At 65.2% G+C, this 14,544-nt stretch carries 15 protein-coding genes; 2 read left to right on the top strand and 13 right to left on the bottom strand.

What is annotated here, in order from left to right; genetic code table 11:
* Positions 1-30 precede the first annotated feature (30 nt).
* From LV82_RS06920 to LV82_RS06875, 10 genes are all read right to left on the bottom strand, one after another.
* Positions 31-600: a hypothetical protein gene (locus LV82_RS06920; RefSeq protein ID WP_104070224.1), complete on the bottom strand. Its 570-nt coding sequence runs from the start codon at positions 598-600 to the stop codon at positions 31-33.
* Positions 597-1,328, bottom strand: a complete 732-nt coding sequence (locus tag LV82_RS06915) for an alanyl-tRNA editing protein (RefSeq protein ID WP_104070223.1) — start codon at positions 1,326-1,328, stop codon at positions 597-599. The genes LV82_RS06920 and LV82_RS06915 overlap by 4 nt, the downstream gene beginning before the upstream one ends.
* The gene (locus tag LV82_RS06910) at positions 1,325-3,736 is read right to left on the bottom strand and encodes a DUF3772 domain-containing protein (protein ID WP_104070221.1); all 2,412 of its coding nucleotides are present in this window, start codon (positions 3,734-3,736) and stop codon (positions 1,325-1,327) included. Before LV82_RS06910 ends, LV82_RS06915 begins: the two co-directional genes overlap by 4 nt.
* Positions 3,736-4,767 carry a cysteine synthase A gene (locus LV82_RS06905; protein ID WP_104070220.1) on the bottom strand — a complete coding sequence of 344 codons (1,032 nt, stop codon included), beginning with the start codon at positions 4,765-4,767 and terminating at the stop codon, positions 3,736-3,738. The genes LV82_RS06910 and LV82_RS06905 overlap by 1 nt, the downstream gene beginning before the upstream one ends.
* Positions 4,768-4,834: 67 nt before the next feature.
* Positions 4,835-5,962 carry an NUDIX domain-containing protein gene (locus LV82_RS06900; RefSeq protein ID WP_170063366.1) on the bottom strand — a complete coding sequence of 376 codons (1,128 nt, stop codon included), beginning with the start codon at positions 5,960-5,962 and terminating at the stop codon, positions 4,835-4,837.
* Positions 5,959-6,396 carry a TrgA family protein gene (locus LV82_RS06895; protein ID WP_104070217.1) on the bottom strand — a complete coding sequence of 146 codons (438 nt, stop codon included), beginning with the start codon at positions 6,394-6,396 and terminating at the stop codon, positions 5,959-5,961. Before LV82_RS06895 ends, LV82_RS06900 begins: the two co-directional genes overlap by 4 nt.
* Before the next feature lies 1 nt (position 6,397).
* Complete coding sequence (locus LV82_RS06890; protein WP_104070215.1) at positions 6,398-7,612, bottom strand: SAM-dependent methyltransferase; 1,215 nt, start codon at positions 7,610-7,612, stop codon at positions 6,398-6,400.
* Positions 7,613-7,664: 52 nt separating this feature from the next.
* A complete protein-coding gene (locus LV82_RS06885) occupies positions 7,665-9,110 on the bottom strand; it encodes a cryptochrome/photolyase family protein (protein WP_104070214.1) in 1,446 nt (481 codons plus the stop codon).
* A 55-nt stretch (positions 9,111-9,165) separates the two neighbouring features.
* Positions 9,166-10,392 (bottom strand): aminotransferase class V-fold PLP-dependent enzyme, encoded by a 1,227-nt coding sequence (locus LV82_RS06880; RefSeq protein WP_104070295.1) that lies wholly within the window; start codon positions 10,390-10,392, stop codon positions 9,166-9,168.
* A 70-nt stretch (positions 10,393-10,462) separates the two neighbouring features.
* Positions 10,463-11,206 (bottom strand): RNA methyltransferase, encoded by a 744-nt coding sequence (locus tag LV82_RS06875; RefSeq protein ID WP_104070212.1) that lies wholly within the window; start codon positions 11,204-11,206, stop codon positions 10,463-10,465.
* Between the two features lie 127 nt (positions 11,207-11,333).
* On the opposite strand from LV82_RS06875, the gene LV82_RS06870 reads away from it, so the two are divergent.
* Entirely contained in the window at positions 11,334-11,957 is a 624-nt protein-coding gene (locus tag LV82_RS06870) for a thiamine phosphate synthase (RefSeq protein ID WP_104070294.1), read from the top strand.
* A gap of 4 nt (positions 11,958-11,961) precedes the next feature.
* On the opposite strand, the gene olsA is transcribed toward LV82_RS06870, so the two are convergent.
* The 3 genes from olsA to LV82_RS06855 all read right to left on the bottom strand — a co-directional run bounded on the left by olsA (position 11,962) and on the right by LV82_RS06855 (position 13,899).
* On the bottom strand, positions 11,962-12,801 hold the full coding sequence (gene olsA, locus LV82_RS06865) for a lyso-ornithine lipid O-acyltransferase (protein WP_104070211.1): 840 nt from the start codon (positions 12,799-12,801) through the stop codon (positions 11,962-11,964).
* Positions 12,798-13,583 (bottom strand): L-ornithine N(alpha)-acyltransferase, encoded by a 786-nt coding sequence (gene olsB, locus LV82_RS06860; protein ID WP_104070209.1) that lies wholly within the window; start codon positions 13,581-13,583, stop codon positions 12,798-12,800. Before olsB ends, olsA begins: the two co-directional genes overlap by 4 nt.
* 136 nt (positions 13,584-13,719) lie before the next feature.
* Positions 13,720-13,899: a DUF3553 domain-containing protein gene (locus LV82_RS06855; RefSeq protein WP_104070208.1), complete on the bottom strand. Its 180-nt coding sequence runs from the start codon at positions 13,897-13,899 to the stop codon at positions 13,720-13,722.
* Positions 13,900-13,928: 29 nt separating this feature from the next.
* On the opposite strand from LV82_RS06855, the gene LV82_RS06850 reads away from it, so the two are divergent.
* Positions 13,929-14,543 (top strand): histidine phosphotransferase family protein, encoded by a 615-nt coding sequence (locus LV82_RS06850; RefSeq protein ID WP_104070206.1) that lies wholly within the window; start codon positions 13,929-13,931, stop codon positions 14,541-14,543.
* Position 14,544 lies beyond the last annotated feature (1 nt).

The raw sequence follows: 14,544 nt of genomic DNA, 5'->3' as shown, positions 1-14,544 counted from the left end.
TCAAGACCGGATCGACGCCATCCGACTTGCCTAATCGATATCCGCATTGTTCGAACGGATCATCCGCAGAACCGCGTCGGTATCCTCGTCCTCGATCCGTCCCAGCAGGTCGCGGCGCATGTAGAAGGTCAGTTCGGCCAGTGCGGCCATGATCTCGCGCCCTTCGGATTGGTGGATCAGCTCATCATGCATCGCGTGGTCAAGAATCTTCAGAACACGCGAGAAATGCGAGATCACCTCTGCGCTGCCGATCATCGCGATCTTGTGGTTCAGGACGCGCAGCTCGGCCAGCGCGGCGGGCTCCATCCGCCCCTTTTCGACGATCTCGCCAAGGTGGTCGATCAGCGCCGTGTAGATGGATGCCTTCTGATCCAGCAGCAGGACCTGACCTTCCTTGCGCAGCTCAAGCTCGGTCTGCCGATTGAGCAGCGCGGCCGTGATCAGCACCGTGGCAACCGCGCCGATAAAGACCAGAAGCAGTTCCTGGCTGTAGGGATAGTCGCCCGAGATCTGGTAGAAATACCGAAACGCCAGGTAGCCCGCAGCCAGCGTGACAAAGATCAGAAGATGCGGAAGGACGGTCCTGAACAGCTTTCTCATGGCTGCGGCCCATCGACAAGATGCAGGCTTGCCCGCCGGTTCTGACGGCCCTTCTTCTCGACCTTGCCCAGACGGATGCGGCCGATCTCTCCGGTCCGGGCGACATGCGTGCCCCCGCAGGGCTGAAGATCGACCTGATCGGTCCCCTGGCCGATGCGGATCAGGCGAACCCGCCCCTGCCCCATCGGGGGCTTGACCGACATCGTCTTGACAAGAGCCGGGTTGGCCGCCAGCTCCTCGTCCGTGATCCAGTCCTCGGTCACCGGCAGGTCGCGCGCGATCAGGGTGTTCAGTTCCTCCTCCAGCGCGGCGATGTCGGCGGGAGGTTCGGGCATGTCGAAATCCAGCCTGCCCTTGCCCGCCCCGATCTGTCCCCCGGTGACCGGCAGCGGGATCACGACCGACAGAAGATGCAGGGCCGTGTGAACGCGCATGTGAAGATACCGCATCTCCCAGTCCAGGATCTGCTCGACCTCTTCCCCCACGAAGGGCAGCTCGGCTCCATCCTCGGCCACCATGACGGATGCGCCGCCTTCGCCCTTGACCGTGTTGACGATCCGCACCCTTCCCCGGTTCCAGACAAGCTCTCCGCGATCGCCGGGCTGTCCGCCACCCGTTGGATAGAACAAGGGTTCATCGACGACGATGCCACCGTCTTCGGTCACGCCCGCAACGCGCGCGACCGCACGGCGCAGATAGGGCCTGGCGCGGTACAAGGGTTCGCTCATACATCGTCTCCGTCAAGGGCGGGATCGTGGCCGCGCGTGTCATCGCGCGTGGCCAGCCGGGTTTCGGACGGCGTTGGCGGCTGCGGCGCGGCGGGCGGTTCGGGCGCCTGCCGCAGCGCCTCGGGATTGCGCAGCCAGATATCGCGCTGCGGGAAGGGAATCTCGATTCCTTCCTGCGCAAAACGCTCGACGATCTGGTGCAGTATCTCGGTCTGGACATCCAGCTTGAAGTTCACGTCGGACAGGATGCAGCGGATCTCGAAGTTCAGGCTGTCCGCCCCGAAGGCCACGAAGTGGACCGCCGGCGCCGGATCGACAAGCACCAGAGGATGGTTCTCGGCAATCTCCTTCAGGATGGCCTGAACCTTGCGCGTGTCCGACCCATAGGCCACCCCGACCGGAATGATCAGACGAACCATCGTGTTCGTCCGCGTCAGGTTCGTGACGACACCGGAAATCAGATCGGCATTGGGCACGATCAGGTCGGTCCTGTCGAACGTTTCGATGATGGTCGACCGGACCGAGATGCCGCGCACCGTGCCGAACTGGCCGTTGACCTCGATCATGTCGCCCTCGGCGATGGGCTGCTCGATCAGCAGGATGATCCCCGAGACGAAGTTCTGCACGATGTTCTGAAGGCCAAAGCCGATACCGACGGACAGCGCCCCGGCGACGATGGCCAGCGACGACAGGTCGATCCCGGCCCCCACGATCGCAATCAGCGCGGCAAGGAAGATGCCCAGATAACCCACACCCGAGACGATCGCCGTCTGCGCACCCTTCTTCAGCTTGGTACGCGGCAGAATGGTCGAGCGCAGCGCGCTTTGCACCAGGCGCGTCAGGCCATAGCCCAGAAGAAAGATGAACACGAAGGCAAAGAAGACCGATGGCGAGATGCGGGTCTGGCCAATGCTGATCCCCTCGCTGAACCGGGTCCACCATTCAAGCAGGTCCTCGGTGCGCGCGCCCCAGATCAACGCCAGCAGGGGAATCGCCAGGATCGCCAGCGCAAAACCGATCAGGACCGGAACCAGCGCATCGCGCTCTTCGTCCTCGCGCCGCAGGATCAGCAGGTAAAGCTCGGCCAGGAAGCGCTGCAGGATCACGATCAGGCCCAGCAATCCCAGCGTCATGATCGCAGGCCATATCAGCGCGTTGGCAGCGTTCACATAACCGATCAGGGCCAGCAGCGGCGCCACGATCGAAACCGCCACGGTCGCGGTTCCCAGCCAGCGAAGGATCGTGTCGCGGAACTCCGCCCCCCTCTCGATCTGCCGCGGCCGCAGGATCAGCCCGAACCGGAACAGCAGCACCCCGGCCATGACGACCAGCGGCGCGCCCCAAACCCCCTTGGCGGCCAGAGACAGCGGCGGGCGCACTTCGGTAATGAAGGCGACGCGGAAGGACTCGGCCGCCAGAACAAGCGACAGCATGTTGACATGGAACCGCGCCTCGCCTGCCCTTTGGGTCAGAAGCTCGACGAACCCATCCGAACGGAACAGCCAGCTGGACACCCAACGCGCGGTGAAGAAGATGCCGACCGCCTGCGGCACGGCCTCGATCAGCGCGCGCAGGCGCGTTCCTGTCATGCCGGTGACGATCACCGCTTGCACCAGCAGGAAGGCGCCCAGAACAGGCACGATGACCTGTCCCAGCGATACGGTCGCCGCCGCAACCCGGCGCGCGCGCATCGATTGCGAACGCAGCAGCCGCGTCGTCAACCGCTCGGCGATACCGGGGCCGCGCAGCACCAGGAACGTGGCGACGGCGAGATACAGCAGGATCAGCGGCAGGTTGCGCTGCAGCTCGGCCCGCTTCTCCTCGCTGGCCCAGGCATCGGCGACCTCGGTTCCCAGGGTCTTGATCCCCTGGCTGAGCACCGCCCAGCCCGCCGGCCAGTTGACCGGGTTGACCGGAGTCGGCGCCAGGGTCAAAAGCTCGCTGGTCTGGCGCTCGCGCACAAGGGTATCGATCTGGCGGATCAGGCCGTCGGCGCGCCGCCGAGCCTCCTCGGCGGCCAGCACGGGCGCCTGCAATTCCGACAGTTTCGCGTTCAGCTCCTTGCGACGCTGGGCGATGTCCGGTGCCTCGGTCTCGCCCTCGGCGGGCGCCGGACCAAGCGCCGCGATCTGCTGGCGAACCGTATCGATCTGGGCAGCATTCACGCCCTGCGCGGCGGAAAACCGCGTCCGCCACTCGACCAGTTGCTTGCGCATCTGCTCGAGAGACGCCTGGGGCACGTTGGACTTTGCCAAGGTCTCTTCGACCGATTTCGCAAAACGTTCCCAGGCCGCGAAATCGGGCAACTCGGCTTCCTGCGCCACGGCGGCCGGTGCGGTCAGGCACAGAAAGGCCGGCGCAGCCAGGGCCAGCGCGAAGGTCAGAGCCAGGAATCGCAGCAGGCGCATCACTCTTCGAACACCTCGGGCAGGGGTCGCGGCGCACGATCAAGCCATTGCGGAACGGGCAGCGACTTGGCCTTCAGGAAATCAGGGTTGAACAGCTTCGACTGATAGCGCGTGCCGTAATCGCACAGCACCGTCACGATCGTGTGGCCCGGCCCCATCTCGCGCGCCATGCGGATCGCGCCCGCGACGTTGATCCCCGACGAGCCCCCCAGGCACAGCCCCTCTTCGGCCAGAAGATCGAAGACGATGGGCAGCGCCTCGGTATCGGGGATGCGATAGGCCATGTCGGGGGTCACACCTTCCAGATTGGCCGTGATGCGCCCCTGCCCGATCCCTTCGGTGATCGAGCTTCCCTCGGCCTTCAGCTCGCCCGAGGTGTAATAGCTGTAGAGCGCCGATCCTTCCGGGTCGGCAAGCCCGATCTTGACCCCCTTGGGTTGCAGCGCCATCGCCACGCCTCCCAGCGTCCCGCCCGAGCCGACCGCGCAGATGAAGCCATCCACCTTGCCGTTGGTCTGTTCCCAGATCTCGGGGCCGGTCGTCTCGATATGGGCCTGGCGGTTGGCGACGTTGTCGAACTGGTTGGCCCAGATCGCGCCGTTCGGTTCGGTCTTTGCAAGCTCGCGCGCCAGACGTTCGGAATAGCGCACGTAATTGTTCGGATTGCGGTATGGGACCGCGGGCACCTGGACCAGCTCGGCGCCGGCCAGGCGGATCATGTCCTTCTTTTCCTGGCTTTGCGTTTCGGGAATCACGATGACGGTGCGAAAGCCCATCGACGCCCCGACCAATGCCAGACCGATTCCGGTATTGCCCGCCGTGCCTTCGACGATCGTGCCGCCCGGCCGCAACAGGCCGCGCGCAACCGCGTCACGAATGATGAACAGCGCGGCCCGATCCTTGACCGACTGGCCCGGATTGAGGAACTCGGCCTTTCCCAGGATCTCGCAGCCAGTCATCTCGCTGGCCTTCCTGAGACGGATCAACGGGGTCTTGCCCACAGTTTCGGCAAGGTCGCGGCAGACACGCATGGGATATCCTCCTGTAGCTTGCCTTCTTCCTAGGCCTCGGGTCGGCCGACCTCAAGCCCCGTGCGGGCTAGGAGTCCGCGGCGCGCAGTCGCTCGCGCTCTCTCGACAGCCATTGCGCCAGCAGGATCAGTGGCGCGGTGTTGATCTCGCCGGTCTCGATCAGGTGCATCATGCGCTCGAAAGTCACGACATGAACGCGGATGTCCTCGTGTTCGTCATCCGCGCCGGCGATCCCTGCTGCTGTGTCAGGAAGATCCGTCAAGGCCACGAAAAGATACAGATATTCCGTCATCGCGCCGGGCGATGGATAGCATTCCAGAACCGGCAGGACGTCGCGCAGCTCCAGCCGCGCCTCTTCCCGTGCCTCGCGCCGCGCGGCCTCTTCCGGGGTCTCTCCGCCATCGACCCGCCCGGCCACGGTCTCGATCAGCCAGGGCTGCGGGTCGCCCCGGCCATGGGCCCCCATGCGGACCTGTTCCACAAGAAGCACCCGGTCCCGGACGGGATCGAAGGGAAGGACCACCACGGCATCGCCCGAAACAAAGGCGGCACGGTTCACGACCGGGCTCATCCCGCCATCGAAGCGGCGAAAGCGGAGGTCGTTTTCCTCGACGGCAAAATAGTTGGCATAAGGTTGTGACCAATGATCGACCACGATATCACCGGGCGCGCAGGGGCGGCGCAGGGTCGCGGGGGCCTCGGACTTTCGGGCCCGCACCGCCGCCCCCGCGCGCATCAGCATCATCGGCCAGCGCTGCGCCATGCGATCACCCTGCCCCGCCTGGTAGAGCGCCATGGCCTCTTGCGCGGCCAATGTGGTGACATCGCCCCATTTGCGAACCCAATCCCCCAGCCGCCACGGGTCGCCTGCCCGCCAGCGGCCGGGTTGCGGTCGATAGACCATCGCCTGGACCCTGTCGCCGCCTTCGGTCTCGACCAGCGTCGCGTGGGGCGCATAGCCAAAGCCACGCTCGAAAAAGTCGAGCCGGTCCCTGTCGGCCCGATCCAGACCCTCGAGCAGGATGCCCCGGGCAATGCCATTGCCCTCGACCAGAATCGGGAAGCTCTCGCCCTCGACCGCCAGAACACGATGACCCGGCAGCCGCGCCGCGCGCCATTGCGGGTCGCGCCCCAGAACGACCCGCAGCAACGGCAGGTGGCACAGGGTGCCGTACAGGAAGACGGGTATCGTCACGGCCAGCGCCGCGCAGCCCATTCGGCCAGAAGGCCGGCCAGCATTCCGCCGCCGAACAGGGTCAGCAGGACGTCCCAATGGATCAGGCGGATGAAGTAGATCGTCGCAAGGTCAACCATGCCCAGAATGGCCTCGAACGCATCGTCATAACGCAGGCGAAGCGCCTGAATGAGCATCTCGTAGGCCGAGAAGACGAACAACGCGAGCAGCATCAGCACGACCGCCGTCTTCAACCCCGCATTCGCCGATTGCCACATTCCCCGCCCCGCCTCGGGGCCCAACAGCGCCCAGCCGCAGATCACGCCCAGCAGCGCGGCGGCCAGCGAGAAATACCCAAGCGGCATCACCGGCAGATGGGCGCGGTAGATTTCAGCCGTGAAGAAGCCCACGGCTGCAAAGGCCAGGGCGGCAAAGAATTTTGATGCGGTCGGCATGTCAGACCGCCGGCCTTGTGACCGTCACCTGGGTGACGTCGCAATTGCCGCCCTCGAATGCGCCCGCACATGAGGTCAGATAGAAATTCCACATGCGCCGGAATCTTTCGTCAAACCCCATCTTTGAAATCTCGTCCCATTTCTGGTTGAAAGTCTCATACCAACGCCGCAGCGTCAGGGAATAACTTTTGCCAAATTCGAAGGAATCCGCAAATACAAGACCAGCCTGGCGTATTTCTTCGATCAGAACGGTGCGCGACGGCAACATGCCGCCGGGGAAGATGTATTTCTGGATGAAATCCACGCCCTTGCGATAGGTTTCGAAACGGCCGTCCTGAAGCGTGATGATCTGCAGCGCGGCACTGCGGCCGGGTTTCAGGCGGTCATGCACGGTGCGGAAATAGACCGGCCAGTATTTTTCGCCCACGGCCTCGAACATTTCGATCGAGGCGATCCCGTCATAGACGCCCCTTTCGTCGCGATAATCCTGCAGCTTCAGCGTTACCCTGTCGGACAGGCCCGCGCGTTCGATCCGTTCACGCGCATAATCCAGCTGGGCCTGCGAAATCGTCAGCCCCGTCACGCGCAAGCCCCGCTCACGCGCGGCATATTCGGCGAAACCGCCCCAGCCACAGCCGATTTCCAGAACGTGATCACCCGGCCGAACGTTCATGCGATCGACCAGCGATTCGTATTTCGCGATCTGCGCCGCCTCCAGACTTTCCTGCCCCGTTCGGAACAGGGCCGAGGAATAGGTCATCGTCGAATCCAGCCACTTGGCGTAGAATTCGTTGCCCAGATCATAGTGATAGGCGATGTTGCGCCGTGCCTGGCGGCGGGTATTCGACCGCAGAAGGTGGCGAAGCCGCTCGTACAGCCGGACCCAGAACATTCCCGGGAACCCGTCATAGACCTCGTAATTGTCCGAGTGGATCAGGTCCATGAAGGCCTGCAGGTCCGGCGTGCTCCATCCGCCTTCCAGATAGGCTTCGGAAAAGCCCAGATCGCCTTCGCGGATCAGGCGGGCAAAGATGTCGTCGTCATGCACGACGATTTCGGCCACCGGCCCGGGCCCCGTGCCTTCGGCGCGAAAACGCCGCCCGTCGGGCATGACGAAGTCCAGACGTCCATTGCGCATTTTCTTCGCAATGGCAAAGACCTGCGGAAAATATCTCGGCAGGCCAGTCTGCCCCTCGGTGGTCGTCAGAACGTCCATGCATTCCCCCCTTGCGCTCACTATATCCAGCCATCACCAGCGGGCAAGCGCTTCATATGGCAGAGGATTCACCCGCCTTCCGCGCGGCATAGGCGGCCAGCGCCCGTTCACGCCCGGCCTTCAGGTCGATCATCGGCGCGGGATAGGGCGCGTCCGGTGAGAGGCCCCAGGAACGCGGAACGGCCTTGAACCAGCTTCTTGCCGTTTCTGGCGGATCCTTCTGCCCTTCGGCGATCCAGGCGCGGCGATAGGCGCCCTTGGGGTCGAACTTCTCGGCCTGCGTGGCGGGGTTGAACACCCGGAAATAGGGCGCGGCATCGGGGCCGCACCCGGCCACCCATTGCCAGCCCATCGCGTTCGAGGCCGGGTCCCAATCGGTCAGGCAATCGGCGAACCAGGCCAGCCCCACGCGCCAATCCGTCAGCAGATGCTTGGTCAGATAGGACGCAACGATCATCCGTGCGCGGTTATGCATGCGGCCCGTGACATACATCTGGCGCATGGCCGCATCGACGAAGGGTTCCCCCGTGATGCCGCGGCGCCATCGCTCGGCGTCGTCATTGTCACCGCGCCAGGGAAAGCCATCCCATTCCGGGCGCCAGTTCCGACGGTCCATGTCGGGGGCGTGATACAGCAGGTGCCAGGCAAAGTCCCGCCAGGCAAGCTCCGAGAGGAACTTCTCGCCCCCCTTTGCCGCGGCCGCGTCCCCTTCTTCGATCGCGGCGCGGGTGCGATGCCAGATCACGCGCGGCGAGATCTCGCCCCAGGCGAGGTTTTCCGACAGATCCGAGGTGCCCGGAAGATCCGGTCGGTCCCGGTCCTGCGGATAGCGCGCCATGCGCTCGGCAATGAAACGTTCCAGCCGGTCCCGCGCGGCATCTTCCCCGATCACCGCGTGGGCCGCGACGACGGGTTCGCCCCGCCGCAGGGCCTGGCCCATCCGCCAGTCGTCAAGATGCTCCGAGCGCGGCCAGTCCTGCGGGGCCGGAATGCGCGACGGGGCCGGCAGGGGTGCCCCCGGATCAAGCCCGCGGATTGTCCGCCAGAAGGGCGAATAAACCCTGTATGGCCCGCCCGAGCCGGTCTGGACCTGCCATGGCTCGTGCAGGAGCGCGCCGGGAAAGCTCTTCGCCGTTATGCCGGATTGGGTCAGCCGGGCCTTCACCGCCTTGTCGCGCGCGATGCCGTCACGGTCATAGGTCCGTTGCCAGTGGACGGCCCCTGCCCCGGTTTCCGAGATCAGATCCGTCAGCACCTTCAGCGCGGGTCCCCGACGCAGGATCAGCCGAGATCCACGCGCGGCCAGGCGTTTGCCCAGCGCCTCGACCGACTTTCCCAGGCGCCAGCGTGCCGCCGCGCCCAATGCCTCGACCGTCTCGTCATGGATGAAGACCGGGATCACGGGCTGTCCGGTATCCAGCGCCGCCCGCAGCGCGGCATGATCGCCCAGCCGAAGGTCGCGGCGAAACCAAACGATGACGGGGCGCGGCTGGTCCATGCTCTTGGCTTCCTTGCAGTGTTGTTCGGGCCGCCGCGACGTCGCGGAACAGGTGCTACAGGACCCGGTCCAGTGCCTCGATCAGGCGCGCGACATCGTCGGCACTTGTGTAATGAACCATCGACATACGCAGGACCCCCTGCGCCGGATCAATGCCCATCGCGCGCAAGGGCCGGACCGCGTAGAAATCGCCGGCCCAGCAATTGATGCCGTATTCGGCAAGCGCGGCCGACACGGGCTCGGCCTTGCGCCCAAGGTCCACGGCAACCGTCGGTGCCCGCCGGTCGGCCTGCGCCGGACCCAAAAGCCGCAGATCGTTGCGCTGCGAAAGATAGTCCAGCAGAGGCTGGCAGATCTCGGCCTCATGGCGGCGCATCAGCCCAGCCACGCGGGCCGCGCGCCGCGCGGGGTCGGGTTCGGGCGAAAAGTGGTGGTCATGCAGGGCGTCGAAGTAGTCGGCCATCCCCGCGCAGGCGGCAACCTGCGCGTGGTCGGGGCCTGCCGGCGTGAACCGCTTGTAGAGCACGTCGCCATTGAAGAAGTGGCCCTGATTGGGCAGCCGCATGCCCAGATCTTCGCGGATCACCATGATCCCCTGATGCGGTCCATAGACCTTGTAGGCCGAGAACAGGTAGATATCCGCCCCCAGCGCGGGAATTTCCGGCAGCCCGTGCGGCGCGTTGCTCACGCCGTCCACGCACACGACCGCCCCGGCCTGATGCGCGATCTGCGCAATCTCGGCGACCGGGTTGATCTCGGCAATCACGTTCGAGCACTGCGGGAAGCAGACCAGCCGCACCCGCCTATCAGCAAGCAGCGGGCGCAGCGCTTCGGGGTCCAGATGACCGGTAACAGGGTCGATCCGCCATTCGCGGATCTCGATTCCGTCGTCGGCCAGACGGCGCCACGGGCCCGAATTGGCCTCGTGATCCTGGTCGGTGACGACGATCGCCTCGCCTGCTTTCAGGGCCTGACGGAAGGCCTGAGCCAGCACATAGGTGTTCTGCGTGGTCGAGGGGCCAAAGCTGACCTCATGCGTCGCCACGCCCATCATCGCGGCCAGCCGGGCGCGCGCCTCGTCCATCTCGGCCCCGCCCGCGGCCGAGGCCGCATAGGGGCCATAGGGCTGGACCTTGCGTTCGCGGTAGAACCGCGTCAGCCGGTCGATCACTGCCCCGCAGGCATAGGAACCGCCGGCATTTTCGAAGAACGCCTTGTCGGCAAGATCCGGCACCGAAAAGGCCGGAAACTGCGCGCGCACGAAATCAATGTCCAAGGTCATGGTCCCCTCCCCCGATCTCATGGGGCAGGTTTACCCAGCCCGGCGCGCGCCGCAATCCCGGATCCGCCGGTCAGCCGTCGCGATCGCGCTTGCGCACGAGCTGGCGCAGGACGCCATGCAGGGTCTGCACATCAGCGCGGGTCAGGGGCATCCGGCTCCACAGGTTGCGCAGGTTCAGCTTCATCCCCTCTGCCTTGGACGCAGGGAAGAAGAACCCTGCCTCGTCCAGCCGCTGTTCGTAATGTTCGGCCAGTCGCGCGACCTCTTCGGCCGTGGCATGTTCGGTGCCCGCAAGCGCGACGACCTCGGGCGGCGTCTGCGTGCCCTGCCTGCCCCATTCATAGGCGCACAGCAGCACCGCCTGCGCCAGGTTCAGCGACGGAAAGTCCGGGTTCACCGGAACCGATATGATCGCATTGGCGCGCACGATGTCTTCGTTTTCCAGCCCGGCGCGTTCGGGACCGAAAAGCACGCCCACCTTCTGGCCCGCAGCCGACAGGGCGCGGGCATGTTCCATGGCGCGTTCAGGGGTCATGACCGGCTTGGTCAGATCGCGAGAACGTGCGGTCGTGGCAAAGACATAGTGACAATTGGCGATCGCCGCATCCAGATCGGCAAACAGGCCGGCATGGTCCAGAACCCGTCCCGCGGCGCCCGAGGCCATGGCCACCGCGCGCGGATTGGGCCAGCCGTCACGCGGATCGACCAGCCGCATGTGGGACAGGCCGAAATTCAGCATCGCGCGGGCCGCCGCGCCGATATTCTCGCCCATCTGGGGGCGAACCAGGATGAAGGCCGGTTGACGTTCGCTCATCGGGTTTCCTTTCACGCAGGGCGCCTGATACGCGCGCGGGAACCATTGCGCAAGACGACGCGGCCTGTAGCCAAGCGCGCGAAACTGCGCTAATCGGCGGCGAGCCTTTCCGAGCATGGAGTCGCGGATGTCCAGCCAAGACCGCCCCCAGATCTATCTGATCACGCCGCCAGACCTTGACCCCGAAACATTCGCCCCCCGGTTGGCGCAGGTGCTGGACGCGCACGAAATCGCCTGCCTGCGGCTGGCCATGGCGGGCAGCGATGCCGACCGGATCGGCCGGGCCGCCGACACGCTGCGCGAAGTGTCCCACCAGCGCGACGTGGCGATCGTGATCGACACGCATCTGAAACTGGTCGAACGCCACGGTCTGGACGGCGTTCACCTGCGCGACGGCGCGCGCAATGTCCGGGCCGCGCGCAAGGCGCTGGGGGCCGATGCGATCGTCGGCGCCTTTTGCGGCACGTCGCGCCATGACGGCATGAATGCGGGCGAGGCCGGGGCCGACTATATCGCCTTTGGCCCGGTGGGCGATACGCAGCTTGGCACCGGCGAGATTGCCGAGCGCGATCTCTTTGCCTGGTGGTCCGAGATGATCGAGCTGCCCGTCGTGGCCGAGGGCGGCCTGACGCGCGATCTGGTCGAGTCACTCGCCCCCGTGACCGATTTCTTTGGTATCGGCGAAGAAATCTGGTCGGCCGAGGATCCCGCCAAAGCGCTTGGCGAAATGCTGGCACCGCTGGGCGGCTGAGCCCTCATCCCGCATGGGCCGAGCCCAGCGCGCGGGCCAGTTCCGCGCGCACGACCTGTTCGCAATGGCGCGCCAGTTCCTTGCGCGACGAAAAGTCCGACACGGCCACGGGCGCGTGAAAGACGACCTCGACGCGGCCCTGCCGCAACTGGCCCAGCACGCGCACCAGATGCGGCGCGAAATCCATGTCTCCCCACCAGCCGTAAAAGCGCGGCGAGCGTCCCGGCGGAGCATGATAGACGACCGTCACGGGCTGAATTTCCATCACGCGGTCCAGGCCGTGGGTGTAGAAGGCCGCAAACAGCGTCGGCTTGAATGGCAGAACCCGCAGCCCGTCGGTCGATGTGCCTTCGGGAAAGAAGACCAGCTTGTGGCCCGCGCGGATGCGATCCTCGAACAGCTTCTGCTGCGCCTTGGCCTGTCGCGGATCGCGCGCGATGAAGACCGTGCCCGTGGCGCGAGCCAGCCAGCCGATCAGCGGCCAGCGGGCAACCTCGGCCTTCGAGACGAAATAGACCGTCTGGCAGGCATTCAGGGCGAAGATGTCCAGCCACGAGGAATGATTGGCGACCACCGCGCCGACGTGGCGCATGGGGCGTCCGTGAACGCGATAGCTTATCCCCATGATCGCCAGATCCGCCCGACAGACCGCGCGGGTGACATGCGGCGTGATGGGACGGTCAAGGCCGAAGATCGGCCGCTCGACCAGCCGCAACAGCATTAGCAGCGCCAGCCCGCCAAAGGTCACGGCGAACATTGCCAGACCACGCAGGACGATCAGTGTCCACGACAACGGCGTCAGATCAACATGATCCGATGGCACTTCGTCGCGCCATGTGGTCATTGCTGTCCCCCGGCCTTTCGCACGTAAAACCCCTTGTGCCGGGCGCTCATTGCGGCCGTGTCCATGACCAGGCAGACATCGGTGGTGTTGAAGGCGTGATCGATGAAGGCCCCCTGCCCCACGAAGCCGCCAAGACGCAGATAGGCCTTGATCAGTGCGGGCATGGCCTGCATGGCCTCGCGCCGGTCCAGCGCCTCGGCCGGCATCAGGTCCATGGGTTGGGCATGTGGAGGAAGGGCACGAACGCGCAGATGCGGCGGCGCCAGATGGTGATGGTGCAGCCACGACAGGGGAACCTTCAGTGCCGCGGCGTCGGTGCCGTGAAAGCTTGCCACGCCGAACATGATCTCGACCCCGTTGCGCAGCACGTATTCGGCCAGACCGTTCCACAACAGCAGCATGCCCGGCCCGCCACGATAGTCGACATGCACGCAGGATCGGCCAAGCTCCAGAAGCGGCCGCCCCGTGGCACGCAGCGGCGCCAGATCGTATTCGGCATCGCAATAGAACCGCCCGAACGCGGCGGCCCGGTCACCGCGCAGCAGGCGATAGGCGCCGACGACATGGTCCAGCGCGGCCTCGTCACGCCGCGTGTCGATCAGCACCAGATGGTCATTGACGTCGTCGAATTCGTCGCGCTCGAACCGTTGGGCGTGATCGACAAGCGGACCGTCCCCGCCCAGTTCCTCGACGAATACGCGATAGCGCAGTCGCTGAGCCCCAAGCCGGTCTGCCTCGCTGGTCGCAAGGCGGACACGAAACTGCGCGGTTTCGACACTCATCTGGGACATCGGCTCCCGTGGGGTCTGGCGCGTCAGGTTTTATGCAGCGGCCCGAGAGATTGCAACCGACCTGGGGCTGGATGGTCGATAGGGGTCCGGGACGGACCGGCATTAACCGATTGTTAGCCAGTCGGGCCTATTCCTGCGGATCGAAGACGATGATAAGTTCGACCTGCTCACCATCAATCACCTGCTTGCCCGCATGCTGGAAATTCACCGTCACACGCGACCCGATCCGCGACTGGACCTGCCCCAGGCCCCAATCCGGCTGGCGGGGATGGCGGACATACATTCCCGGCTCAAGAAGTTCCAGCATCGCCCGTTCCTCACCTTGGGTGCACGCAAATGACCAGGATTTCGGCTGACGATCTTGCCGCCCTGGTGGGGTCGCGTATCTGTCATGACCTTGTAAGCCCGCTGGGGGCAATCGGCAACGGGATCGAGCTGTTGGCCCTGACGGGTGGCGGCGGCCCCGAAATGGGCCTTGTCGCGCAAAGCGTGGCCCAGGCCAATGCGCGCCTGCGTTTCTTTCGCATCGCCTTTGGCAAGTCCGAAGGCAGTCAACCCGTCCCCCGCAACGAGATCCGCACCATCCTGTCCGAAATGACCGAAGGCGGCCGCATTCGGGTGTCATGGAACGTCGATGACAGCCCCAGCCGGGCCGAGGCCAAGCTGACATTTCTTGCAATTCAATGCCTTGAAACCGCCCTGCCCATGGGTGGCCAGATCACCGTGTCGCGTCCCTCGGCCACCGGCTGGCAGCTCGAGGCGCGATCGGATCGGCTGAAGTTCGACCGCCAGCTTTGGGCGCGCCTGACGGGCGACCCCGATGACGGGATCGGACAGCAACAGATCAGCGCGGCACAGGTGCAATTCATCCTGCTGCCGCTCGAGGCGGCGCGCATGAACCGGCGCCTGCGCCTGGATACCGCCGAAGACAAACTCGCGATCAGCTTCTAGC

Source organism: Albidovulum inexpectatum (assembly GCF_002927635.1).
GTDB classification, from domain to species: Bacteria; Pseudomonadota; Alphaproteobacteria; order Rhodobacterales; family Rhodobacteraceae; genus Albidovulum; species Albidovulum inexpectatum.
Note: the sequence above shows the minus strand (reverse complement) of the source record. Positions and strands in the feature narration are given on the sequence as shown.